This window comes from Niallia sp. HCP3S3_B10 (assembly GCF_052064465.1).
Taxonomy (GTDB): Bacteria; Bacillota; Bacilli; order Bacillales; family Cytobacillaceae; genus Niallia; species Niallia hominis.
Genome location: NZ_JBQHVO010000022.1, coordinates 43,229 through 65,866 on the forward strand (window position 1 = coordinate 43,229; position 22,638 = coordinate 65,866).

At 34.4% G+C, this 22,638-nt stretch carries 21 protein-coding genes and 1 pseudogene; 8 read left to right on the forward strand and 14 right to left on the reverse strand.

What is annotated here, in order from left to right; genetic code table 11:
- Positions 1-280 precede the first annotated feature (280 nt).
- Positions 281-1,081, reverse strand: coding sequence for a DUF1444 domain-containing protein (locus ACTNDN_RS11510; RefSeq protein ID WP_284561554.1), 801 nt, complete (start codon positions 1,079-1,081; stop codon positions 281-283).
- A 250-nt stretch (positions 1,082-1,331) separates the two neighbouring features.
- Positions 1,332-1,646, reverse strand: a complete 315-nt coding sequence (locus tag ACTNDN_RS11515; protein WP_031540511.1) for a thioredoxin family protein — start codon at positions 1,644-1,646, stop codon at positions 1,332-1,334.
- 237 nt (positions 1,647-1,883) lie between these two features.
- Between ACTNDN_RS11515 and ACTNDN_RS11520 the strand changes: the two genes are divergently transcribed.
- On the forward strand, positions 1,884-3,884 hold the full coding sequence (locus ACTNDN_RS11520; protein ID WP_031540510.1) for a methyl-accepting chemotaxis protein: 2,001 nt from the start codon (positions 1,884-1,886) through the stop codon (positions 3,882-3,884).
- Positions 3,885-3,973: 89 nt separating this feature from the next.
- Here ACTNDN_RS11520 and ACTNDN_RS11525 read toward each other — a convergent pair whose 3' ends face one another.
- A complete protein-coding gene (locus ACTNDN_RS11525) occupies positions 3,974-4,492 on the reverse strand; it encodes a DUF84 family protein (protein ID WP_031540509.1) in 519 nt (172 codons plus the stop codon).
- Positions 4,493-4,619: 127 nt separating this feature from the next.
- Positions 4,620-5,693 carry a M42 family metallopeptidase gene (locus tag ACTNDN_RS11530; RefSeq protein WP_031540508.1) on the reverse strand — a complete coding sequence of 358 codons (1,074 nt, stop codon included), beginning with the start codon at positions 5,691-5,693 and terminating at the stop codon, positions 4,620-4,622.
- Between the two features lie 409 nt (positions 5,694-6,102).
- On the opposite strand from ACTNDN_RS11530, the gene ACTNDN_RS11535 reads away from it, so the two are divergent.
- Entirely contained in the window at positions 6,103-6,417 is a 315-nt protein-coding gene (locus ACTNDN_RS11535) for a hypothetical protein (protein WP_031540507.1), read from the forward strand.
- 108 nt (positions 6,418-6,525) lie between these two features.
- On the opposite strand, the gene trmB is transcribed toward ACTNDN_RS11535, so the two are convergent.
- Positions 6,526-7,164 (reverse strand): tRNA (guanosine(46)-N7)-methyltransferase TrmB, encoded by a 639-nt coding sequence (gene trmB, locus ACTNDN_RS11540; RefSeq protein WP_031540506.1) that lies wholly within the window; start codon positions 7,162-7,164, stop codon positions 6,526-6,528.
- A gap of 228 nt (positions 7,165-7,392) precedes the next feature.
- Between trmB and ACTNDN_RS11545 the strand changes: the two genes are divergently transcribed.
- The gene (locus ACTNDN_RS11545) at positions 7,393-7,671 is read left to right on the forward strand and encodes a YtzH-like family protein (RefSeq protein ID WP_031540505.1); all 279 of its coding nucleotides are present in this window, start codon (positions 7,393-7,395) and stop codon (positions 7,669-7,671) included.
- A gap of 27 nt (positions 7,672-7,698) precedes the next feature.
- Here the strand turns inward: ACTNDN_RS11545 and ACTNDN_RS11550 are convergent, their stop codons facing one another.
- The 6 genes from ACTNDN_RS11550 to pepV all read right to left on the reverse strand — a co-directional run bounded on the left by ACTNDN_RS11550 (position 7,699) and on the right by pepV (position 15,688).
- Positions 7,699-8,472, reverse strand: coding sequence for a phosphotransferase family protein (locus tag ACTNDN_RS11550; RefSeq protein ID WP_031540504.1), 774 nt, complete (start codon positions 8,470-8,472; stop codon positions 7,699-7,701).
- A gap of 633 nt (positions 8,473-9,105) precedes the next feature.
- The gene (gene pulA, locus ACTNDN_RS11555) at positions 9,106-11,253 is read right to left on the reverse strand and encodes a type I pullulanase (RefSeq protein ID WP_268817835.1); all 2,148 of its coding nucleotides are present in this window, start codon (positions 11,251-11,253) and stop codon (positions 9,106-9,108) included.
- A 330-nt stretch (positions 11,254-11,583) separates the two neighbouring features.
- Positions 11,584-12,552: a nuclease-related domain-containing protein gene (locus ACTNDN_RS11560; RefSeq protein WP_031540502.1), complete on the reverse strand. Its 969-nt coding sequence runs from the start codon at positions 12,550-12,552 to the stop codon at positions 11,584-11,586.
- A gap of 27 nt (positions 12,553-12,579) precedes the next feature.
- Complete coding sequence (gene thpR / locus ACTNDN_RS11565; RefSeq protein ID WP_235251244.1) at positions 12,580-13,146, reverse strand: RNA 2',3'-cyclic phosphodiesterase; 567 nt, start codon at positions 13,144-13,146, stop codon at positions 12,580-12,582.
- A 236-nt stretch (positions 13,147-13,382) separates the two neighbouring features.
- Entirely contained in the window at positions 13,383-14,243 is an 861-nt protein-coding gene (gene dat / locus ACTNDN_RS11570; protein WP_031540500.1) for a D-amino-acid transaminase, read from the reverse strand.
- A gap of 26 nt (positions 14,244-14,269) precedes the next feature.
- On the reverse strand, positions 14,270-15,688 hold the full coding sequence (pepV, locus tag ACTNDN_RS11575; protein WP_031540499.1) for a dipeptidase PepV: 1,419 nt from the start codon (positions 15,686-15,688) through the stop codon (positions 14,270-14,272).
- A gap of 181 nt (positions 15,689-15,869) precedes the next feature.
- Here pepV and ACTNDN_RS11580 point away from each other — a divergent pair, with 181 nt between their 5' ends.
- Both ACTNDN_RS11580 and ACTNDN_RS11585 read left to right on the forward strand, forming a co-directional pair.
- Positions 15,870-16,334 (forward strand): NUDIX hydrolase, encoded by a 465-nt coding sequence (locus tag ACTNDN_RS11580; RefSeq protein WP_031540498.1) that lies wholly within the window; start codon positions 15,870-15,872, stop codon positions 16,332-16,334.
- Between the two features lie 484 nt (positions 16,335-16,818).
- The gene (locus ACTNDN_RS11585; protein ID WP_016202849.1) at positions 16,819-17,040 is read left to right on the forward strand and encodes a DeoR family transcriptional regulator; all 222 of its coding nucleotides are present in this window, start codon (positions 16,819-16,821) and stop codon (positions 17,038-17,040) included.
- Between the two features lie 193 nt (positions 17,041-17,233).
- On the opposite strand, the gene ACTNDN_RS11590 is transcribed toward ACTNDN_RS11585, so the two are convergent.
- Positions 17,234-17,956 (reverse strand): pseudouridine synthase, encoded by a 723-nt coding sequence (locus tag ACTNDN_RS11590; protein ID WP_031540497.1) that lies wholly within the window; start codon positions 17,954-17,956, stop codon positions 17,234-17,236.
- Positions 17,957-18,022: 66 nt separating this feature from the next.
- Positions 18,023-19,648 (reverse strand): putative polysaccharide biosynthesis protein, encoded by a 1,626-nt coding sequence (locus ACTNDN_RS11595; RefSeq protein WP_349205469.1) that lies wholly within the window; start codon positions 19,646-19,648, stop codon positions 18,023-18,025.
- 272 nt (positions 19,649-19,920) lie between these two features.
- Here ACTNDN_RS11595 and ACTNDN_RS11600 point away from each other — a divergent pair, with 272 nt between their 5' ends.
- Entirely contained in the window at positions 19,921-21,189 is a 1,269-nt protein-coding gene (locus ACTNDN_RS11600; RefSeq protein ID WP_349205470.1) for an NAD(P)/FAD-dependent oxidoreductase, read from the forward strand.
- A gap of 500 nt (positions 21,190-21,689) precedes the next feature.
- Here ACTNDN_RS11600 and ACTNDN_RS11605 read toward each other — a convergent pair whose 3' ends face one another.
- Positions 21,690-21,872, reverse strand: a complete 183-nt coding sequence (locus ACTNDN_RS11605) for a sporulation protein Cse60 (RefSeq protein ID WP_031540494.1) — start codon at positions 21,870-21,872, stop codon at positions 21,690-21,692.
- A 223-nt stretch (positions 21,873-22,095) separates the two neighbouring features.
- Between ACTNDN_RS11605 and ACTNDN_RS11610 the strand changes: the two genes are divergently transcribed.
- On the forward strand, positions 22,096-22,416 hold the full coding sequence (locus ACTNDN_RS11610) for a transposase (protein ID WP_016200952.1): 321 nt from the start codon (positions 22,096-22,098) through the stop codon (positions 22,414-22,416).
- An 8-nt stretch (positions 22,417-22,424) separates the two neighbouring features.
- Positions 22,425-22,638 (forward strand): annotated as a pseudogene (locus tag ACTNDN_RS11615) (hypothetical protein); the annotation flags it as partial.

Here is a 22,638-nt window from a genome sequence, read left to right on the forward strand (position 1 = left end):
GAGACTAAACAAAAAATTAAACATCGATTCGTATAATGAGAGTCATCTACAAAAAAAGAGAAACGATTTGAAAGTTTTTTGATTCCTAATTGCCCTTTCATCAAGTTTCTCTTTTTAATTAAGTAAAACGGGGTAATTTCCCCGTTTTCATCAAAGGAAATGGTGTTCCTCTTCTCCATGGTATCTTTCAACCTACATGCATGTTATTTTAATATAAAAACATTTCAATTAGATGTCATTCAAAAGTAATTTATGCATCGATTTGATTACATTCATACGATTATTTTTCGCGCTTTTTATTTTTCCCTAATATAAACACTGGCTCTAATTCTCCATTTTCATAGAGAAAAGATAATGCAGTAATTGGAACTCTGCCACTTGCAAAAAAGCTCATCGTCATTTGGGCAAGTATATCATACCCTGTTTCATTTCGAATATCTCCAATTATAAGGACATCCTGATGTGGCACAGCAACAGTCATTGTTCCTTCCATCTGTTCATCCATTTCTTTTAAAAATGCATCATTTAATATCCTACTTGCATCGTAGCCATCATTACTATTTATAAAATAAAAGATATTTCCTGCAACACTGTCTGTCTTTACACTAGTTGGTAGCGACCTTACGTTAAAGAGAGCCATCTCTTTAATAGCTGTCTTTGTCCACTTTTCCTTTTCCATTAATTTCTCGTCGATGAGACGATACGTGTTTCCCATATCTAAGGCATAGTATATTCTTGTTTCTGCTGTATGCTCATCTGTTATAAATGGAATCTCTTCATTCGATTGCTGTGGAAAAGAAGTAGAACGTATAACTGGAAAGATTTTTTTCTCTTTCCCATCTATTTTGCTATCTTTTTCAATTGCTCCTAATCCATGCTCAATATAATAAACAATCTCATCTACTGCTTTCTCTTTTTGTGTTTCCCATTTTGCAATTATTTCAGGTAAAGAGACCGTAACGCCCTTGCCTGTCTGCTTGCTTTCTATGCGTACCAGATCTTTTTTACTATCAAAAGTAAATGTCCGATCCTCGTTATTAATTCGTTGTTTAAGCATGTCCTTCATTTTTTTACTGGTCATTTTCATTCTTGCTTCACTTCCGTCCTATTAGGTGTCATTTTTTTTATTATACTCTATCCCATCTTATATTCATCGTTTTGATAATGAATTTTATTCAAATCAATGGAAAAAGGTTATCTCAAATAGAAAAATATAGCAGGAAACTATGTTATTCCTACGCTATATTTTTTATGGGAGACAACCTTTTAACGTAAACAAATCTTCTTAAACTGCTTCTCACTTATGCACGTAATAAATACGCACCATTCCTTTATAAAGACTCAATAAATTTTTCAATTTCTTCTTGTGTTTTTCGATCCTTGCTTACAAATCTGCCTAGTTCTTTTCCGCCTTCAAAAGCAATAAAGCTTGGAATGCCAAATACGTCTAATTCGATGCATGTATCAATAAATTTATCTCGATCCACATGTACAAATGTATAGTTATCATATTTAGCTTCTACTTCTGGCATAAATGGTTCAATAAATCGACAGTCTCCACACCATTGTGCTGAAAAAAGAAAAATATGTTTTTCCGGACTATTTTTAAGCTCTGTAAATTCTTCTACTGATTGTAAATCTTTCATTGTAAAGCCCCCTTAAATAATTCATGCCACTTTCTTTAAATAGTATCAGAATTCCCTTTTCCTAACTACTAATATGCTTTCCTATTGATTGGATTTTATCAACCAATCCCCTCTCTTTTTTCATGTCATTTTAACTATTTCATAAAATTCTTTAAATGACTATTGTCCTATTTTTCATTCCCATCTATAATTATATAATATTCAGTTTTTTAAGAATTTTCAAAAAGAGGTGATGGAATGAAAACAATAAAATCGAAATTATATTTTATTTTAGGATTAGCAATTTGTGGATTTATTTCTATTTTAGGCGCAATATTCGTTCTTAATAATGCTCAAACAGAAAGTAAACAACAAGAACTACATCTATTATCTACTATTGGGGATGGAAAAGAGATTAAAGCGATTATTTATGAGACACGAAATATCGAAGGGGAATATCTCCAATTACCAAGCTACGCATTAGCAGAAAGTGTAAAAGCTGAGGGGACAAAATTAGTCCACCTAGCTGAGCAATACAGTGAAGATAAAAATCTTTCAAAAGAACTACAACAAAAATTTAAACAAATAGCTGCAGATGGGAATAATTATTTAGATGGATTTGATACATTGTCTAACCAATATGAAACGATTGGTTACGAACCATATGAAGGACTAAAGGGGAACGTTCAAAGTTCTGTTAAAGAACTGCAATCGATTATACAGTATACAAACGATAGCATTCTTATTTCTGAACTCGAGGAATTACATACTAATGAAGAACATTATATTACTACACAAAATAAGATATTTTATGAAAATTTCCTCGAGATTTCATCCGGCTATGCAGATAGATTAGATAATAACACCGCTCTTTCAGCTGAGCAAAAGCAGGCGATTACAACTAGTTTCAATAATTATTTTGATGCTTTGAAAGAAATCAACCGTTCTTATGAAGGAAGTACTGATTTTATCACAGCCTTTGATTCACAATCTCAATCCATCCAAACCAACATTCAAGAACTTGAAAACGCCCTATCTAGTGAACAAAACAGATTAAATACAGAATTGCTTCAAAAAAATAGAATGTATACTGCCATCATCCTTTCTGTCAGTATTCTCATCATTTTACTCCTATTTGTCATTGGATTATTTCTTTTAAAAATGATTAATAAATCGATTCAATTACTTATCTCCGCTGCAAAAAAAATTAGTGAGGGAAATTTTTATTATCGTGTTCCTATAACAACTAAAGATGAAATGAGTATTCTTGCAACTGCTTTTAATCAGATGGCAGAAAAAGTCCAAAATAGTTTACTCTTTATCTCTACTTCAGGGGATCAATTACATGCTTCGTCCCAAGAGTTAAGTACTATTTCAAAAGAGACAACTGCACAAGCAAATGAAGTGGACCAAAGCATCCAGCAAATTGCTTTAGGAGCTTCAGAACAGTCTAATCGTCTATTTAACAGTCTTCATAATATAAAAGATGTGGAAGAAGCGATTGAGCAAGCAGTGACACTTGATAAACAGGTTACAAAAGAGGTTCATTTAGCTAGCGAAGAAAGTAAAATAGGCTTGCAAACAGTGAAGGAATTAGAAAATATATCTACACATTTTCTTCACTTAACACAAATGCTAACAAAAAAAGTGGTACATGCTACCTATTATTCGGAAAAAATCGCTTCGATTGTTGATACCATTCAAACCATTGCAGACAGTACAAATCTCCTTGCCTTAAATGCTGCTATTGAAGCTGCCAGAGCAGGAGAAAGTGGAAAAGGATTTACGGTTGTCGCAACAGAAGTTCGTCATCTAGCAGAAAAATCAAAAAAGGAAGCAGAAGACATCCACTGCTTAGTTTCTGAAATGACAGAGGAAATGAATCAGCTGAAGGAAAATGCTGAACAGTTAAACGAATACAGGAGTTATCAAGAAAAATCAGTTTATACGACAAAATTAGTTTTTGAAAATATAGTGAAATCCATTGCCAATATCAATGTAAAAGTGGGTACAATCAACAAAGCAGTAACGAAAATTAAGGAAGCAAATCAGTCCTTAAAGGGGGATGTTCTTGAGGTATACAATGTTTCTCAAAATGCAGCTGCTTCCACACAGGAGGTTTCTGCTTCTAGTGAAGTTCAATTAGAGGCTGTTATTAAAGTAAATGATTCCGCTTCTCTTCTTCAGCAAATCGCCTTAGATCTGCATAGTGAAGTAAATCAATTCACGCTATCTCCTCCTGATGAAAAGCAGCTTTAAATAAAATAACTCTTATATATAGATAATAGAGAAGATGGTGTACTTAAGCCATCTCCTCTATTATGAAAAAGTCGGATGAGAGTTATGCTTTATTTATTTATTTGGTGAAATTCCATTTGTCCAATGAGTAATTCGACAACATGTTTAAACATCGAGGTTCTATTTATTCTCCCACTTGTAAATATCCCGATAGCACCTTCGTTATGGCGCACATTTTCTTTTTGGGCATATTCATCCATAACTGGTCCTAATTCTTTCCCTGCAACTAACTCCGTCTCAATTTCTTTCGGTAACGGTATTCTTGCTCCACTTGCGATAAAGGTTGTTCCATCCTTTAATACTAATGCACCCCAATTATTCAAAAAGAGGATATCATTTGTGTGATGTACTCCTCCTTCCAATCCAATCCCTATCTCCCCTTCTCCCTCTAGTAAAGCAGCTTTGGCTCGATTAATTGCACCTTTAATAGTTTCTTCATCTGAAAATGGTTGATCACTGACTCCAGAGCTAACATTGAACATAGCATATTCCATATGTTTGTCATTTCCTAGACAATTTTTGACGGCATTCACTTTAGCCATATTATTTGTACCGATACAAACTTTCATGATTATTCTCTCCTAACAAAATTTCTACAGAAAAAGGTATCTCAGCTAATTATAGTTGAGACACCTTTTATGAAGAAAATTCTTCTTTGTTCAAAACAATGCAAATCTACGCTAAATCTGACTATATTTATTGATTAGCACGCAGTGTTTCAATTGTGGTATTATCTGTTGTTTTTACTAATTTAGTAAGCAATTCCTTTGCAGCTGCATAATCATCGATATGAATAATAGAAGCACTTGTATGAATATATCGAGAACATATTCCAATAACAGCACTTGGAACCCCGTCATTAGAAATATGAACTTGTCCCGCATCTGTTCCACCAGGTGAAATAAAATACTGATAGGCAATTTTATTAGACTCAGCAGTATCTAAAATAAATTCTCTCATTCCTTTATGCATAACCATTGTACGATCATAAATACGGAGTAAGGCACCTTTACCAAGCTGGCCAAATTGATTTTTATCCCCTGAGGCATCATTTGCAGGACTTGCATCTAAAGCATAGAATACATCGGGCTTAATCATATTAGCTGCTGTTCTAGCCCCTCTAAGACCTACTTCTTCTTGTACGGTAGCACCAGAATATAAGATATTTGGTATCTCTTCTCCTTGAAGGTTTTTCAACAATTCAATTGCTAACCCACAGCCATAACGATTATCCCACGCTTTGGCCATAATTTTCTTTTCATTCGCAAGAGGAGTAAATGGGCAAATTGGAACAATCATCTGACCTGGTTTAATTCCAATTTTCAAGGCATCTTCTTTATCATCAGCACCAATATCAATAAGCATATTTTTTATATCCATTGGTTTACTTCTTAATGCTTCATCCAATAGATGTGGAGGAATAGAACCAATAACCCCTATTACAGGACCATTATTCGTAATTATCTGTACTCTTTGTGCTAGAAGCACTTGACTCCACCATCCACCTATTGGCTGAAAACGAATCATTCCATTATCTGTGATGGATGTTACCATAAATCCAACTTCATCCATATGACCAGCAACCATTACAGTCGGGCCATCCTCTTGCCCTCTTTTTACACCAAATATACTGCCAAGATTATCTTGCACTATCTCATTTGTATAAAGACTTAATTGTTCTTTCATAAAATTTCGAACTTGATGTTCATTCCCAGCTACACCAGGAAGTTCTGTTAAAGTTCTAAACATATCCAAAGTTTGTTGTTCCATTATAGCAAAGCTCCTTTAATTACTATGTATTTGATAAAGTGAAACTTCCATCAGTAAGGGTCCCTTCCTCTCCACTAAAGATTAGTTGAACCAATCTTAGACCTTTACGAATAGTTGATCTCCCACCTTGCTTCCTTGCTTTTCTCTTAAAGCTTCAGGTGAAGTTTCTGTCCGTTAAGAAGGGGATAATATATTTATTGTACCGAAATATTTAAACACATACCACTACTTTCCTTTAACTACTGCCAATTAATCCATTTCATTAAACCAACCTTCGCAAGAAGAATATTACCTTATCATTTCTTCTAGCATATAAATTAGATATAATAACATTATCTGTTTAAAAGGATGGCTTTCTTTTTGATAAACATTCTTGTTTTGAATAAAAAAAACGTAAGGAGCTAAGTTTATGAATTGGAAACAATGTTTAGGAGGGGTTGTTGTTGGAGTGGCTGCAAGTTATCTTGCGAAGAAAACCATTACAAAGAACAATAACCTATCAAGTAATGAAGTTTTACATATAGCAAAAGCAGCCTTTAAAAAAAAGGGGCCGATTAACGGATCGTGGATCAATATGGAAAAAGAAACACTTCATACTCCTGAATCTTCACTCACAGTCTATAGAGGTGGTATTACTCGAATGAATGGTGAAAAACAAGAGGTTTTTGAATTTGTTTCCGATTGTGAGACTGGAACTATTCTTGATGTGAATCAATTAACCTGAGACCTATATAATAACCCGAACAACAATTATACGCATGTTTTTTAACATCTACGTGAAATAGTTCGGGTTATTATATAGTTGGAATACTTATATCCCAGCTCTTTTACATTATCTGAATTGTACTTCGCAACGATAAATTCTATTTCCTCTATTTGAGAATTTTTCCTCATACTCTGTCATGATATTGCCTTCATAATCACTATTATGCAAATCAAGACTCACATATTTTAAAAGCATGCCATATTCAGAAAAGCTCTTTAAAGAATATTCAAATAAACCTTGATTATCTGTTTTAAAGTGTACTTCTCCTTGATTTACAAGCACAGACTGATACGAATCAAGGAACGTTTTATAAGTAAGTCTTCGTTTTTCATGTCTGGTCTTTGGCCAAGGATCGGAGAAATTTAGATAAACTCTTGCAATTTCTCCCTTTTCAAAATATTCCTTTAGTTTTTCTGCATTTATATTCATTAACTTCAAGTTAGGAATCTCTGCCTCTATTAAGCGATCTAATGCAGAAACAATGACGCTTTCCTGAAGTTCTACGCCGATGTAATTAATCGAAGGATTCGCTTTTGCCATTTCTGTAATAAATCGACCTTTACCTGTACCAATTTCAATATGAATAGGACCCTTTTGACTAAAAGCTTGATCCCATTTTCCTTTCCAATCTACAGGGTTTTGGATAATATATTGTGGATATGCACTTAATTTATCTTTCGCCCATGGTTTATGTCTTAATCGCATGTGGACACTCCTTATTAATAACTATCGTTTCAAACAATATCATGCATTATACATGGATGCAATACTCTTTTATTGGCAACTTGAATTTATATAAGGATAAATTTACATTAGGAACAATTGTATAAAGAAAAAAAGAATTCACAACCTATAAGTGAATTCCTTAACTGGTATTTGAAAAGAATGTATTATTCTTTTCATACTAGAACCTATAGAAAGGGTGTTCTATGTATGCCTATAAATCATGAGCATCAACTAGCATTACTAGCCGATATTCTCAGTAATCAACAAACAGACTGCTGTGGATCTGTAGCAGAATGTGAGCAAATAGAAAGATTGATTACATCCTTAAGATCCAATGAGCAAATCGATCAGAATATCCTTCCAATTTTGGAGGAAGTTCACCGTTACAGCGAACAAGGTGTTACTGCCTCAAATTTAGACACACATATCCATTCACATCAAAATCAATTGTCTCAGTGGGTAGATGGCATTAACAATTTATCATAATTTATCAGAAATACTTTGAAATGGGTGTTATTCAATATCATGTAAAAACTTCATCCATCTTTCCATTTCACTAAAACGACCTTTTTTCTTGTACCAGCGGATGGAGTTAATGGTTTGAGCAATAACATACCATTTCATTCTTAAAGATAAATTATCTGTGAGTTCATAACCATAAGTGTGTAACCAATTTTTCCAATTTTCCTTTGGAATATACCAATAAAGCAGCATTCCTAAATCAATGGCTGGGTCTGCTATCATCGCTCCATCCCAATCAATGAGATACAACTGGTTGTCTTCAGAAAGCAGCCAGTTGTTATGATTAACATCACAATGGCATACCACATGTTCTGTTGTTTTTATAAACGGAAGATTATCTTCTAAGAATTGGATATAACGAGTAATATCCTCGTTTTCTTTTAGCTCATCGTCTATTTCTGCTTTTATGACTGACAATATCATCTCAGGATGAAAAGATGTCTTACCTAGTCTTTTTAGCATCTCTAATAAAGGCTTCGAGGTATGAATTTTTTTAAGCAACATTGTCACTCTTTCATCCGTCATATCCGAATGACCAAATTCTCTCCCTATGAGCCATTGCTGTGCAGTAAAAACATCTCCGTTTTCAAATCTTTTTGTCCAAACAAGTTTTGGGACAATTCCTTCTGCTGACAGCACAGCTAAAAACGGAGAAGAATTCCGTTTTAAAAAAAGCTTCTGCCCATTATTTTGTGCAAAAAAGGCTTCGCCTGTTTCTCCACCTGCAGGGGTTATTTCCCAATCTTGCCCTAATAAATGTTCCAAAATTGTTCACCTACTATATATTATGCTCCAAAAAAAAGATGAGAAATTCCTGTTTGAGTCTTTTTTGTCCTAATTTGGTAGGAAGAACAAACAAAAATGGTTATCAGCTATTCATCCATTTATAGTAAACTTATACTCATCGTACTGCAATCATTCTTTAATTAGCACAAATTTGCCTAAAGTTTAATGATATAAGAAAAGCGCAAGCGCCTTGTACACCGCCTTATAACCGGAAAGGACCTGTTCTTTCGAGAAAGGATACACGCATTTTTCGTGTTATCTAACGCAAAAGAAATGACCTAAAGTTTGCTAGACAGTAGGCGCTTTAGCTAGACACCAAATTAACTTTTAGAAAACTAATACTTTCTTAACTGTAAAAAAGAAAAGGACATAGTATCCATACCATTATACTATGTATCCAAGATTTCCAATCATTTTATATTAAATTTTACCTAAATACTTTTTCTTATAGAAAGTTTCTCATTTAAATATTATCTCTTATTTCTTTTTTTAGTCAAGTGAATCTCTCGTTAAAATAATGATTTCCTGTCAAAAAAATTTTCCGGTTCCATCATTAGGACACATTCCTGCTAAATATCACGGAAATCTTTCGAATGTTACTATCGTTTCCTATTACTTGGCAATTATTGTTATGCTTACTGGCTTAACCATTATCCGATCTCTGTGAATGGTTGGATAATCCCGCTGATAAACTGTATCGCCTTCAACTAAAATATTCCAACATTCTTCTTTACAAAATCCTTCTTCAGGAGAATCATTCACATTTATAAATACGATAATCGATTCCCATTCTCCCATTTCTTTTAGATCATGTAAAATATATTGTATTACGTCATTCGATTGCTGATTAATGATAAGGTGCTTTTGAATAGCTTCCACTGATGGTAATCGGAACGCTCTGTTATTTCTTCTTAGGGAAATTAATCCTTTTATATATTCCACATTGCCTATAAATTGATCTTTTCTATCCCAGTCTAACTGATTAATTTCATCTGGCGATTGATAACTATTTTCTACACCATTTTTCGTGCGGAAAAATTCCTGACCCGAATGAATAAAAGGGATTCCCTGGCTAAGAAGGACAAGAGACGTTGCAAGTCGTTGTTTCTTTTGCTTCCACTCTTCTGATTCATTTGAAAAACATATTTCAATTTTATCCCATAGCGTATGATTATCATGAGACTCCACATAATTTACAGATTGACCTGGTTCAATAAACATTCCATTTTCCTTATAGACACCGACACTCCCAGCTAATAGTTCAGGAATATCGTCTTTATAAAGCTTATTTCCAAGCGCATAACCTCGATCATATAACTGAAAGGTACTCCCTTTTAATTTATCTCTAAATTGATCATTAAACTGACCGATCCTAGGAAGCAAATGCTGATTAGCAATAATAGCCTTCTTATCTTTGTTTAAAGGGGTTGCTAAATCCCAACCTTCCCCAATAATTAAAATGCTCTTATCGAAACTATTACACACGGAACGAACTTCATTCATTGTTTGGCAATCAAGAATTCCCATTAAATCAAAGCGCAATCCATCAATTTGATATTCTTTTATCCAAAAACGGACAGAATCAACAATGAATCGTCTCACCATCGATCTTTCTGAAGCTATGTCATTCCCTACTCCTGTACCATTTGATGGCATTCCATACTTATCATAGCGGAAGAAATAGCCTGGAACAATTTTTTCAAAAGAAGAATCTTCTTTTTTATAGACATGATTATATACAACATCCAATATGACACGGATACCTTGCTCTTGTACAGCATGAATCATTTCTTTAAGTTCGTTAATTCTTACATATGGATCAATAGGATTTGTCGAATAACTGCCCTCTGGCACGTTATAATGGGAAGGATTATATCCCCAATTATATTTTTTTAGCACCTCTAGCTCATCAACTTCTTCAAAGTCATGAACAGGGAGAAACTCTATATGTGTTATCCCTAAATCTTTTATATAGGAAAGACCTGATAGCTCGTTTTTTTTCGTTTTTGTATTTAATTCTGTTACACCTAAATATTTTCCTTTTTGCCGAATTCCACTATCAGGATGAATCGTTAAATCTCTAATATGAGTTTCATATATCACACTATCTACCGCATGCTCGAGTGCTGGTAAAACCGGCTTTTGTCTTTTTGTTTTATTTAAATCTACAATTACCCCTGTTTCTCCATTTACAGAAACCGCTACAGCGTATGGGTCTATTGCTTCTTTCCACTCTAAATTTATAAGTACTAAATAGCTGTAGTACCATCCTTCTAGATCTTCAAGATAGATTGTTTTCCAAACCCCTTTTTCCTGTCTTTCCATCTCCAAAATCCTTCGTTCCTCAATAGCTGGATCAGAGGATTTAAGTACCAATTTCACTTGTTGTGCAGTAGGTGCCCATAGATAAAAGATACTTTTCTCGGATGAATAGTCTACACCTAGAGGACCATCATAATAAAATTCTTCATCAAATGAAGCTGTTCTAATGACTGCACCTATTTGTAAATCTGTTACTCCCTTATTTGCATCCTCTACCTCATATTTTTGGCCGATTTGAATGGTTTCGTTTAAGTGACATTTGTACTTTACAAAATGCTGCATTTTTTCCTTCGACTCAATCACAAGATTAATAGGATGGCTATCTCCTTTTAATCTAAACGCAGTAGATTCCCCGTTATAATAGGAATAGGGAAGTAGAACAGTTATTAATGACATTTCATCTAAATAAGCAAAGAAACTTCTTCGAATTGATATCAAATTTCTCACTCCCTCATCTCTTGAAAACACAACTCTTCTACTCGTGGCCACTGAAAAAGTGAATTACCTGGTGAATCGGTAGTTACCAAACCATTCTAACTTAGTGTAGGCTTTTGTTTTCCGAGGCTTACCGCTCGCTTTCCACGGGGCGAGCGCCGAGCCGCTTCGTCGCTACGCTCCTGCAGGGTCTCGGACTTTCTCGCATCTCCCGTAGGAGTCGAGCGGACACCTCTCCAAACCAACTTATTATTTGCTTTCAAATAAATAAAACCTCATTTAATTTGGAGAACTAGACTTTTTCAGTGCCCTCCTTCTACTCTTCCCCTTTTTTTATGATTCTTCTGTATCCCATTCATACCTTCTTTTCGAGTTCGTCAAACCATATTGTAATAAGCTCTCTGCTGCTTTTAATTGAATAGCCTTAATTGGCGAATGATGACTTCTCATTTTTTGAAACCACTCTTCATAATTTCTTTTTTCCACAATTTTTAAATCATATGGCACGGATGGAAAATCAATATATCCATTTCGAGTAAGAATTACCTTTTGAACAGGTAATGTAATATCATATTTATCTAAAATACTTTTCACTATTTTTTCTGTTCTATTTATAGATATGACAGGGCTAAGAATCTTTTGCTCTTTATCCCCCTTTTTTTTGACCCAAAATTTATCATTCGAACCAACATATACTGCTGAATTCTCTGCTTCTAACACATGAATGCACCAGACATCAGTTGGGGTAATCATAATCGTGTCCAATTCAACAGGAGCATTTTTCAGTTGAAATAATGGTTGATAAAGTACCAAGAAAGTATCCGGAAATCTTTGTAAGTAGTACTTTAATAATTCATCATAATAAAGCGTCTTTTTCACGTTAGACTTTTCCGTGAGCGTTGAACTGGCCCATTTCAGCTGAAATTCAAATAATTGATTTAGGAATTGCTGTTTTAATTCCTCAACAGTTTGTGGACGGCTATATTGTTTTGCATCGTACTCAAAACTCAAATCATCTTCTTCCGTTTTGACTATTTCGCTTTCATTTTCCAATTCTACTTCTTCAAAATTATTTTGCTGCCAAATTGATTTCTTAAATCGTTCTAAAAAAGAAGGTTTATCCACTATCCAGTCTTCTTCTATTGGACTCTCCGGGTAAAATAGACTTCTATCCTTTGTTTCAAATGCTCTTTTTAATCCGAGCCACTTTTGTTTCTTCAACCGAACAAAACGTGATGGATACAAGACAATGTTTTGCTCATAACGCGACACATAATCTTGCAACTTTATTAACTGCGCCAAGCTTTTTCCCCCTAAATTACAATGTTTCTATTGGTCATTAAAGCAATAACTTTTTATTATTTCATATTTAGGTATTTTCTCCATATGTGTCTGAAATAGGTGGATACTGTCCACATCAAAAATCAAATCGTTTGGGAAAAGGGATCCTTTTAGCAATTGCTCCGAAAATATAGTTTCGGAATCCCATTTTCTTGCTAACGTTAGATGTGGATGAAACGGCCTAGTTTCCAACTGAAAACCAGCCTGACTACAAATATGAAAGACTTGATTTCTAAGATCAAATAGTTTCTTCTCCTCTTTTACCCCAGCCCAAAATATCCTAGGGCTTTTGGGTTGACCAAAAACACCTAAATGATCAATATGTAGCTTAAATTGGTTACTAGCTAAAAATGATTCTTCTAAAAGATTTTGTAACATTTCCCTTTTATCATCATTAGCACTCCCTAAAAACGCAAGGGTAATATGGTAATCGAAAGGATGTACCCACTTTTTAAAAGGGAACCTTAACTGTAGCTCTTTCCTAATCTTTTCTAATTTGCTTATAACAGGACTATCTGGCTTAACTCCTAGAAAATAATGTGGTTTTGTATTCATATCCTTTTTCCTTTAACCTTTTTTAATGCAGTATCGATGATTAGCTTAATCTCTAACTATATTTCTATTATATAACCTAATGAATCAATTTTAACCGTATCTGTACCTATGTTTTAGAAAATCCATATAAATTACTATACCCTATTTTCTTTTGAAAAAAGAAAAGGAGCTGTCTCAAGTCCAGCTATTGACCATAACTAGTTTGAAACAACCCCATTTTGCGTTTTTCCCTTAAATTAATTTGCTAACTGTCCGCATTCTGCGATGATTGCATCAATAAACAACCCTTGTAACTTTTTCGTTACTTCTCCTACTTTCCCTTCTTTTACGGGAACATTATTGACAGAAGTAATTGGTGTTACTTCAGAAGTTGTACTGGATAAGAAAACTTCATCTGCATCAATTAAGTCTTCAATTGAAAATGCTTTTTCCTCTAGTTCCATTCCATTTTCATTACATAATTGAATAATTTTTTGTCTGGTAATTCCATTTAAAATGAATTGATTTGCCTCATGAGTTTGTACCTTTTCCCCATTCACAATCCAAATATTAGAAGAACTACCTTCTGTTACAGATAATTCTCTATACTGAATGCTTTCATAGCAGCTTGCCTCTACTGCTTTTTGTTTTGCCATTACATTTCCAAGTAAATTTAAACTTTTAATATCACATCTTGACCATCTAATATCTTCTACAGTAATGACAGACACACCATTTTCTAGATTATCTAATGGTCTTTGCATTATTTTTGTATAAGCTATAAATGTTGGAGTAACATCATCTGTTGGAAAGCCATGGTTTCTCGGACTTATTCCTCTAGTGAATTGCATATAAAGGATACCGGTGCTTAATGAATTTTTCGAAATTAACGTTTCTAATAAATTGGTTAATTCTGAGATGGAATAAGAAATAGCTATGCCTATTTTCTCGCTACTTGCAGATAAACGCTCAAGATGTTCTTTCGCCATAAACATTTTACCATTGTACACACGGATTACTTCGTAAATTCCATCGCCAAACTGATATCCTCTGTCTTCTATATCTACTTTTGCTTCTTCTCTTGGTATAAACTCCCCATTCATTAACACCGTACTCATTTTCTCTTCTCCTTTGGATTATATCTTTATTTCGCTAATTCATAGATAGCCTGTGCATAAATTGCTGTTGCTTTCATTAAATCCTCAATATACATATATTCATCTTTTTTATGAGCAATATCTTCTCTTCCAGGAAATAGTGGTCCAAATGCAACCCCTTTTTCTAGCGACCTAGCATATGTGCCTCCACCTATGGATAATAACTTAGCTTTTTCTCCTGTTTGCTCCTCATAGACTCTGCTCAATGTTTGAATTAATTCTGAGTTCTTTTCCACGTGATGTGGTTTAGAATCTGTGAAATTCTCTAGGCTAAAATCATGTTCTGTTAGTAATTTCGCAAGCTTCTCTTTCGTCTTATCCATATCATTTGTAACAGGATAGCGTACTGTTTGACCAATTTTTCCACCCTTTTCTAAATGATATTCCAAAATACCAGCATTTAAGGTAAGTTCGCCTGTAATTTCATCCTCATAATCAATGCCAAGTTTTTTTCCTCTAGAATCATTCACAAAGAAGTTTCGCACAAATTGAAAATAATGAGCAGCCTTTTCATCCAATTCTAATTCCACAAGAAAGTTAGCAAGTTTCAGACCTGCATTCACCCCATTATTAGGCTCTAATCCATGTGCTGACACACCTTCTAATTCTAATACTAAATCGCCATTATCAACCAAATAGCGCCCAGGTACATTCTCTAGCTTTAAATAATTCTTATAACGCTGAATGACCTCAGTTTGTTCACCTTCTTTCACTTCCAACACTGCTTGGGCAAAATCTGGGACCATATTATATCTTCTGCCTGATGCAAAGCTTATAATTTTAACTTCTCCTGTATCATTTGATGTTTTTGAAATTTTCTGAACGATATCAAAATCAGCAATGCCTTTTTCTGCAAAAATAATTGGAAAATCAGCATCTGGAGCAAATCCAATCGTAGGCATACTTTCGTGCTGGAAATAAGTATCCACACATCGCCAATCACTCTCTTCATCTGTTCCAATAATCATTCTAACTTCTTTTGACAAAGGGAGATGCAATTCTTTCACAATTTTCATTGCATAATAGGCAGCCATTGTTGGACCTTTATCATCTAAAGCCCCTCTTGCATAAATCTTCCCATCACGAATCTCTGCCTTATATGGATCGCTTGTCCATCCATCCCCCTCTGGAACAACATCTACATGGCAAAGAATACCGACACTTTCCGTACCCTCCCCAAATAGTAAATGTCCAGCAACGTTTTGAACATTCTTACTGACGAAACCACCCTTTTCTCCAATCGTTAGCATATAGCTTAATGCCTCTTTCACTCCTTGGCCAAAAGGTGCATCATCTGTTGCATTCTCTTCGTCCAATACACTTTTAATTTGCAAAAGTCCTTGTAAATCATTAATAAAGCTGTCTTTACGATTATGTACTTCATTTAACCAATCAATTGAATTCATGGTTTCCTCCTTGGAAGTTTTTAAATATAGTATAGGAAAAACATATCATAAAACGCTTTATATGAGAAATAAAACCTTTAAATTCATATTTCACTAAATTATCATTAAGTATAGTATACATTTTATCGAAAACAAAGCTACACTATATTTTTATCTACCATATGGAAGGAATGTATTTTAAATGGGATATGTTGAAGATGTAAGAAAGCTAGTTGGCAAAATGCCTATCATTCTTGTGGGAGCAGTAGTAATTCTGTTAGACAAGGAAAATAATATTCTATTACAAGAAAGAAAACACCCAAAAAATGTTTGGGGATTACCAGGTGGCCTTATGGAATTAGGAGAAAGTACAGAGGATACAGCAAAACGCGAAATATTCGAAGAAACAGGACTTCAAGTAAAAAATCTACAGTTATTATCTGTTTATTCCGGAAAAGACTACTTTGCGATTGCAGCAAACGGCGATCCTTTCTACACTGTAACAACCGCCTATTATACATCTAAATATGAAGGAATACTCGAGAATGACCAGGAAGAAGCATTCAGCCTTCGATTTTTCCCATTACACAAATTACCACAAAACATGGTCGGCAGCCATCGCAAAATGATAGAGGATTTTAAAAAAATGGAAGAAACTTTAAATTAGGAGCAAGGCGAGCGAGACAGGGGAAAACCCACTAGTGATTTACGTGGATCCCTTAGCCTTGCCCGCAATGTTTTTGCCATAGTTCATAGAGAAATCTTTTTTTAGAAAACATTATCAAAAAAATGTTTAACTAATAAAAAATTCGGGAAATAAAATTTAATTAAAAACTTTTTGAATTTTTATTCATATCATAATTATATATCCCATATGATGAATGTAAGGAAACCCTACAGGGGGTGGTAAATATAGACATAAAAAAGCAAATATTTTGTAAATTAACGCAAATAATGTAGAATATATTAGTAAATAGGGGTACAATATTTATATAGAAATTCATTCTATTGAATTTGTCACTATTTAGCCATTTGAAAAGGGGTTGTCTGTGGAAAAGAAAATTACATACGCTTGAAGAAAATATTCTTCAAATAAGCTGTCGGTCGCTGGAATTTGCCAAAGGTTTGAAAAAAGGATAGGGAGTGGTTTATTGAAACCTTCAACTAACCGGATGTTAAACCGTATCAAATCCGTCTACATGTTTATTAGTAAGCGTGGAACTGTCACAACACAAGAGCTAGTGGAGGAATTTGGTATTACTCCGCGAACGATTCAAAGAGATTTGAATGTGTTAGCTTATAATGACTTGGTGCAAAGTCCAAGTCGTGGAAAATGGACAACAACTAGAAAAAAAGTGAAAATGACATCCTAAAAAATGAAACAACCGAGATTTAAACTTGTATAATAAAGCAAACCTCACAATGAGTTGCTAGGAAAGCTATTGCTATTCCTGCTGTCAAAGTGAGGTTTTTGCTGCATATTTTCGTATTGTTTGCTGTTTGGCTTAAATCTGCTATTGCTCAATCGATAAGAATTTCTTCATTTGTGATTTTCACAAATTATTATTAATTATCTACTTGATAATTTTGCAATAGCTCTATTTCTTCTTCTGTTAACTCCCGATATTCCCCTAGCTCTAGAGTCTCGTCAAGTTCTAGTGGTCCCATCGAAATTCTTTTTAGGTAAATGACCTTTTTTCCAACACTCTCAAACATTCTTTTAACTTGATGAAATTTCCCTTCTGAAATAGTCAGCTCGATATCAGAAGTGTCTCCAGATTTTAATAGAACGAGATGCCCTGGTTTTGTAAGATATCCATCGTCTAAGACAACTCCTTTTTTAAATGCCTCTATATCAGCTTCTCCCACTTCTCCTCTTATAACGGCAAAATAGGTTTTCGGGACATGCTTTTTCGGAGACAGCAATCGATGGGCCAATTTCCCATCATTTGTTAGCAAAAGCAATCCTTCTGTATCCTTATCCAACCTTCCAACAGGAAACGGATTATATACAGAGTCCTCTATTTGGAGAATGTCTATGACCGTTTCTTCCCTCGAATCCTCTGTTGCAGATATTAGCCCTGGAGGTTTATTCATCATTAAATAGATAAACTCCTTATACTCAATCAATTCGTTATATAAGAATACTTCATCTTTTTCTGGGTCTACTTGGTACTTTGCATCTTTAATAATCTCATCATTTACTTTCACTGCCTTATTTTTCAGGAGCATTTTCACTTCTTTTCTACTCCCATAGCCCAAATTAGCGAGCATTTTGTCAATTCGCATCTAAACTCAACCTCTATCTATTATTTCTTGCTTATTATTTTATTTAAAAGCTAAGTTCCTACTATATTAAAAAGGAAGTCTTAGTTTTTGTTTTATTCTAACTGCTTGATTACCAAATATTCGATAAATCAATTTAGAACGGTAAGCTAGATAAACATATATAAGAACCCCAAAGGCAGCTACAATTACTACCATTAACAGGGAAGCAAATACCGACTCTGTAGATAAAAATAACTGGATTATTTTATATACATTCGTTGTAACAATATACATAATAACCGAAAATCCCATAATGAGAATGCTTCTTCGAATAACTATTTTAAATGAATATTGCGCGTATGCTTTTATTACCCCTAAATTAATCAGGATAGATACAGTATATCCTAATGTAGTGGCAAGGATTGCACCGTTTGTTTCCCATCTTTCTATAAACGGGATATTCAAACTTAGTTTTATCAAAATGCCCACCAATAAACTTAAGATAGTAAAACGTTGCTCATTTAACCCCTGTAAGATAGAAGCTGTTACTGGATAAAGGGAAAATAAAATGGCTACAGGCGCATATAATTTTAATACTTCTGCTCCCAACATAATATCTTCAGTTCCATAAAATAATCGATAAACAGGTTCAGCTAATACGGACAATCCAATACATGCCGGTAAAGTAATAAATAATAGTACTTGGAAAGTCTGATTTAGATTTGTTGTTAAATCTGAATGGTCTTCCTTTATAAAAGCTCTTGTAATCATCGGAATTAATGCCATTGAGAACCCAGTTGCAAGTGATACTGGGATAATAATAATTTTATGTGTTTGATAATTAAATATATTTAAGGCTGTTTCAGAAATGGAACCAAGCCCAATACTACTCATTGCATGGTTAAAGGTAATAGTATCAACTGCTTGAAATAATGGATTAGCCACTCCCACAAAGACAAATGGAGCAGCAGATAAAAGAATTTCTTTATACATAGAGCGTAAACGAATATCTGTTTGCATGCCTTTATCATACAGTAATAGGCTATCATACTCCTCTTTACTTTTTCTCCAATATAATAGAAGCACAGCTAGTCCGCCAATTGCTCCAACGAATGCTGCAAAAACAGATATACTGACAGCAGTAATCAACTCTCCATTTAATACAAATAGAACGATTGCTGACCCACCAAGCAAAAAAACTATCCGAACAATTTGCTCTATTACCTGTGAAACAGCCGATGGAAACATTGCATCATGTCCCTGAAAAAATCCTCTGATTAAACTCATAAAGGGAACGACGATTAACGCAAAACTTACTGCACGAATAACTGTTGTTACCTGACCTACAGTTGAAGTTAAATCCTCATCTGATATAATAAGTCCGGCTAAAAAAGGAGCAGCTGCATATAAAGCGATAAAGGAGAGAATCCCACTTACTAGCATAATCATTAACCCTGACTTAAATAGCTTCCTCCCTACTTGGTATTCTCCCATTGCATTATATTTCGAGATAAATTTACTTACAGCTAAAGGAATACCAGCTGTTGCAATACTTATTACAATAGTATAAGCTACATAAGAATATTGATATAAGACGGTTCCTTGTTTTCCAACAATCATATTAAATGGTATAACATAAAATAATCCTAACGCTTTGGATATAATTGTCCCCAGTGTTAAAATAAATGTGCCTTTAAGCAATTTTGATGACATATAATCCCTTCCTTAAACGAAGCTCTCTTTAACGTTACATAAATAAGTATTTTACCACGAAAACAACCGATAAAATATATACGATACAAAGTAAATATGAACATTTTTTTACACACTATTAGTAGTTTACCCTTTCTTAAAAAGAAACGCTACTTTTAAAAAAGGCAAGTAACTACTAACAACTTTCTTTTTGATGAATGATTCAAATCGATAAAACGAGCTAAACAATGTACTATTAAAATGAAAAATACCCCAAGAAAGTAGGATGTAGTATGCAATATGATGTAATCGTGATTGGGGGAGGCCCATCAGGATTAATGGCTGCCATTGGTGCAGCAGAGCAAACGGCAAAGGTATTACTAATTGATAAGGGCAATAAACTTGGCAGAAAGCTAGCAATTTCTGGAGGTGGCCGCTGTAATGTCACAAATAGGCTGCCAATTGAGGAAATCATTAAACATATCCCAGGTAATGGACGTTTTCTCTATAGTGGTTTTTCCGAATTTAATAATGAAGATATTATCGCCTTCTTCGAAAACCTTGGAATTGCATTAAAGGAAGAGGACCATGGAAGAATGTTTCCAGTTTCCAATAAAGCACAATCCGTTGTAGATGCCTTATTGGGCGAGTTAGATAGATTAGGTGTAACTATTCAAATAAACTCCCCTGTTAAGACAGTTAGTTATCATGAAAACCATACAAAGACAGTGATTTTAGAAAATGGTGAAGCCAAAACATGCAAATCGCTTATCATTGCGGTAGGAGGAAAATCGGTTCCACATACTGGTTCTACAGGAGATGGCTATGCATGGGCAAAAAAAGCTGGCCATACTATAACCGACTTATTTCCAACAGAGGTTCCAGTTACTTCTAAAGAAGCATTTATTCATAATAAAGACTTACAAGGAGTTTCCTTAAGAAATGTAGGATTAAGTGTTCTTAATCCAAAAGGAAAACCAATAATAACCCACCAGATGGATATGATTTTTACTCATTTTGGAATAAGTGGGCCAGCTGTATTACGCTGCAGTCAATTTGTTGTAAAAGCAAAGAAAAAATGGAATTTAGAAGAAGTGAAGGTTTCCATTGACTCTTTCCCTGCAATAAAAGAAGAAAAACTATTTCAAGACACAATGACTTTACTTAAAAACGAACCCAAAAAAGCGATTAAAAATACGTTAAAGGGTCTCTTAATAGAACGATATCTACTATTTTTACTAGCATTAGCAAATATCGATCCAACAGCTACATGTGCAACGGTTTCCCAAGATAAAATTAGACAGTTTATTCGTTTATGTAAAGCCTTTACCTTTGATGTAAATGGAACCTTACCTTTAGAAAAGGCGTTTGTCACAGGTGGTGGTGTTTCTATTAAGGAGATAGCGCCTAAAACAATGGAATCAAAATTGATGGAAGGCTTGTTCTTCTGTGGTGAAATACTAGATATTCATGGTTACACTGGAGGATATAATATTACTTCTGCGTTTGTGACAGGCAGACTAGCAGGTGTTAATGCGGCACTTGTCGCAAAAGGGATGTAGTAAATAAGTGGCTGGAACATAAGCATTTCAACTAATAATAAACACGAAGTGAAATGGAGCGGAGGACGCTCGACTCCTGCGGGAAATAGAGACGCTTTAGACCCCGCAGCGCATGCGAGGAGGCCACTGAAAAAGTGAATTACCTGGTGAATCGGTAGTTATCAAACCATTCTAACTTAATGTAGGTTTTTGTTTTCCGAGGCTTACCGCACGACTCACCGGGGCGAGCGCCGAGCCGCTTCGTCGCTCACGCTCCTGCAGGGTCTCGGACTTTCTCGCATCTCCCGTAGGAGTCGAGCGGACGCCTCTCCAAACCAACTTATTATTCGCTTTCAAATAAATAAAACCTCATTTTATTTGGAGAACTAGACTTTTTCAGTGCCCTCGCATGCGAGGCTATGCTTCCTCCCCGACGCATCGTTCGTCTGTAGCGCAATGGAACGACTTAGTGTTATAGATTAGTTTTTTTAGTTTTGTCCCAGATTTTTTTTATTTTCCTTCTATGATTTATAAATTATCATCGAGGAAAAACAATAGATTTGATCTTCTTCGTCCTCTTGTATTGCTGCGACATTATATTTAATATCTATCAGTTTTTTCTCATCTATTTTCTGTAGAAATTTATTCATTTGTAATTCAAGATCCTTCTCATGCTCTTGATCAAATAGCTTTACTTTAATCATTATTATTCTCTCCCTATTATTTAGTAGGTTTATTTAAAGGATAGACAAAATTCTTACTATTCAATCAATTTTTCTTAAGATTTTTTCATTATCCGTCTATTTAAAAAAGCTCAAAGATAAGGAAAAGTAGTGGACTAACCTAAAATAGCGAGACAATATAAAACACCTCCAAAATGGCAATACTTGAGATAAGTATTGTGACATTATTCGGAGGTGTTTTTGCGTGGGCAAAAAAACTGTATATACAAAAGAGATTAAATGGGCGGTAGTAAGAGATAAGCTTGAAGGAAAATTAACAACACGGGAAATTATGAACAAATACAAAATCAAAAATAAAACTCAAATTGAAACTTGGATGAGATGGTACAAAAATGGAGAAATGTACCGGTTTGATCAGCCAATTGGTAAACAATATACATTTGGGCATGGGCCCGATTCTTTAAGTAAGGACGAGCGAATAAGTAATCAACTAACTCACCTAAAAATGGAGAATGAAATTCTAAAAAAGTATATGGCGATGAGAAAGGAGTCGATAAAGGGCTAGTAGTACAATTGGTTGAACAATTTCGTGAAAAATATACCGTTACTTCCATTTTAAAAGTTTTAGGGATTCCACGTGCTAGCTATTATCGTTGGACTAAAGGGTTTGGTGAATATCGGAATGAACATGAAGAGTTAATTATTGAAATCTGTAAGGCTACTAAATATAGAAATGGTCATAGGAAAATTAGAGCTATTCTAAAGCGAGAACATCATATTCATCTTA

What these genes read in the sequence shown, in the direction of transcription:
- ACTNDN_RS11590 (WP_031540497.1), bottom strand. Translation starts at nt 17,956, where the DNA reads ATGCGAATTGACAAAATGCTCGCTAATTTGGGCTATGGGAGTAGAAAA.
- ACTNDN_RS11535 (WP_031540507.1), top strand. Translation starts at nt 6,103, where the DNA reads ATGAATTGGAAACAATGTTTAGGAGGGGTTGTTGTTGGAGTGGCTGCA.
- thpR (WP_235251244.1), bottom strand. Translation starts at nt 13,146, where the DNA reads ATGAATACAAAACCACATTATTTTCTAGGAGTTAAGCCAGATAGTCCT.
- ACTNDN_RS11530 (WP_031540508.1), bottom strand. Translation starts at nt 5,693, where the DNA reads ATGGAACAACAAACTTTGGATATGTTTAGAACTTTAACAGAACTTCCT.
- ACTNDN_RS11520 (WP_031540510.1), top strand. Translation starts at nt 1,884, where the DNA reads ATGAAAACAATAAAATCGAAATTATATTTTATTTTAGGATTAGCAATT.
- ACTNDN_RS11580 (WP_031540498.1), top strand. Translation starts at nt 15,870, where the DNA reads ATGGGATATGTTGAAGATGTAAGAAAGCTAGTTGGCAAAATGCCTATC.
- dat (WP_031540500.1), bottom strand. Translation starts at nt 14,243, where the DNA reads ATGAGTACGGTGTTAATGAATGGGGAGTTTATACCAAGAGAAGAAGCA.
- ACTNDN_RS11545 (WP_031540505.1), top strand. Translation starts at nt 7,393, where the DNA reads ATGCCTATAAATCATGAGCATCAACTAGCATTACTAGCCGATATTCTC.
- trmB (WP_031540506.1), bottom strand. Translation starts at nt 7,164, where the DNA reads ATGCGATTAAGACATAAACCATGGGCGAAAGATAAATTAAGTGCATAT.
- ACTNDN_RS11525 (WP_031540509.1), bottom strand. Translation starts at nt 4,492, where the DNA reads ATGAAAGTTTGTATCGGTACAAATAATATGGCTAAAGTGAATGCCGTC.
- ACTNDN_RS11605 (WP_031540494.1), bottom strand. Translation starts at nt 21,872, where the DNA reads ATGATTAAAGTAAAGCTATTTGATCAAGAGCATGAGAAGGATCTTGAA.
- ACTNDN_RS11600 (WP_349205470.1), top strand. Translation starts at nt 19,921, where the DNA reads ATGCAATATGATGTAATCGTGATTGGGGGAGGCCCATCAGGATTAATG.
- ACTNDN_RS11595 (WP_349205469.1), bottom strand. Translation starts at nt 19,648, where the DNA reads ATGTCATCAAAATTGCTTAAAGGCACATTTATTTTAACACTGGGGACA.
- pepV (WP_031540499.1), bottom strand. Translation starts at nt 15,688, where the DNA reads ATGAATTCAATTGATTGGTTAAATGAAGTACATAATCGTAAAGACAGC.
- ACTNDN_RS11510 (WP_284561554.1), bottom strand. Translation starts at nt 1,081, where the DNA reads ATGACCAGTAAAAAAATGAAGGACATGCTTAAACAACGAATTAATAAC.
- ACTNDN_RS11515 (WP_031540511.1), bottom strand. Translation starts at nt 1,646, where the DNA reads ATGAAAGATTTACAATCAGTAGAAGAATTTACAGAGCTTAAAAATAGT.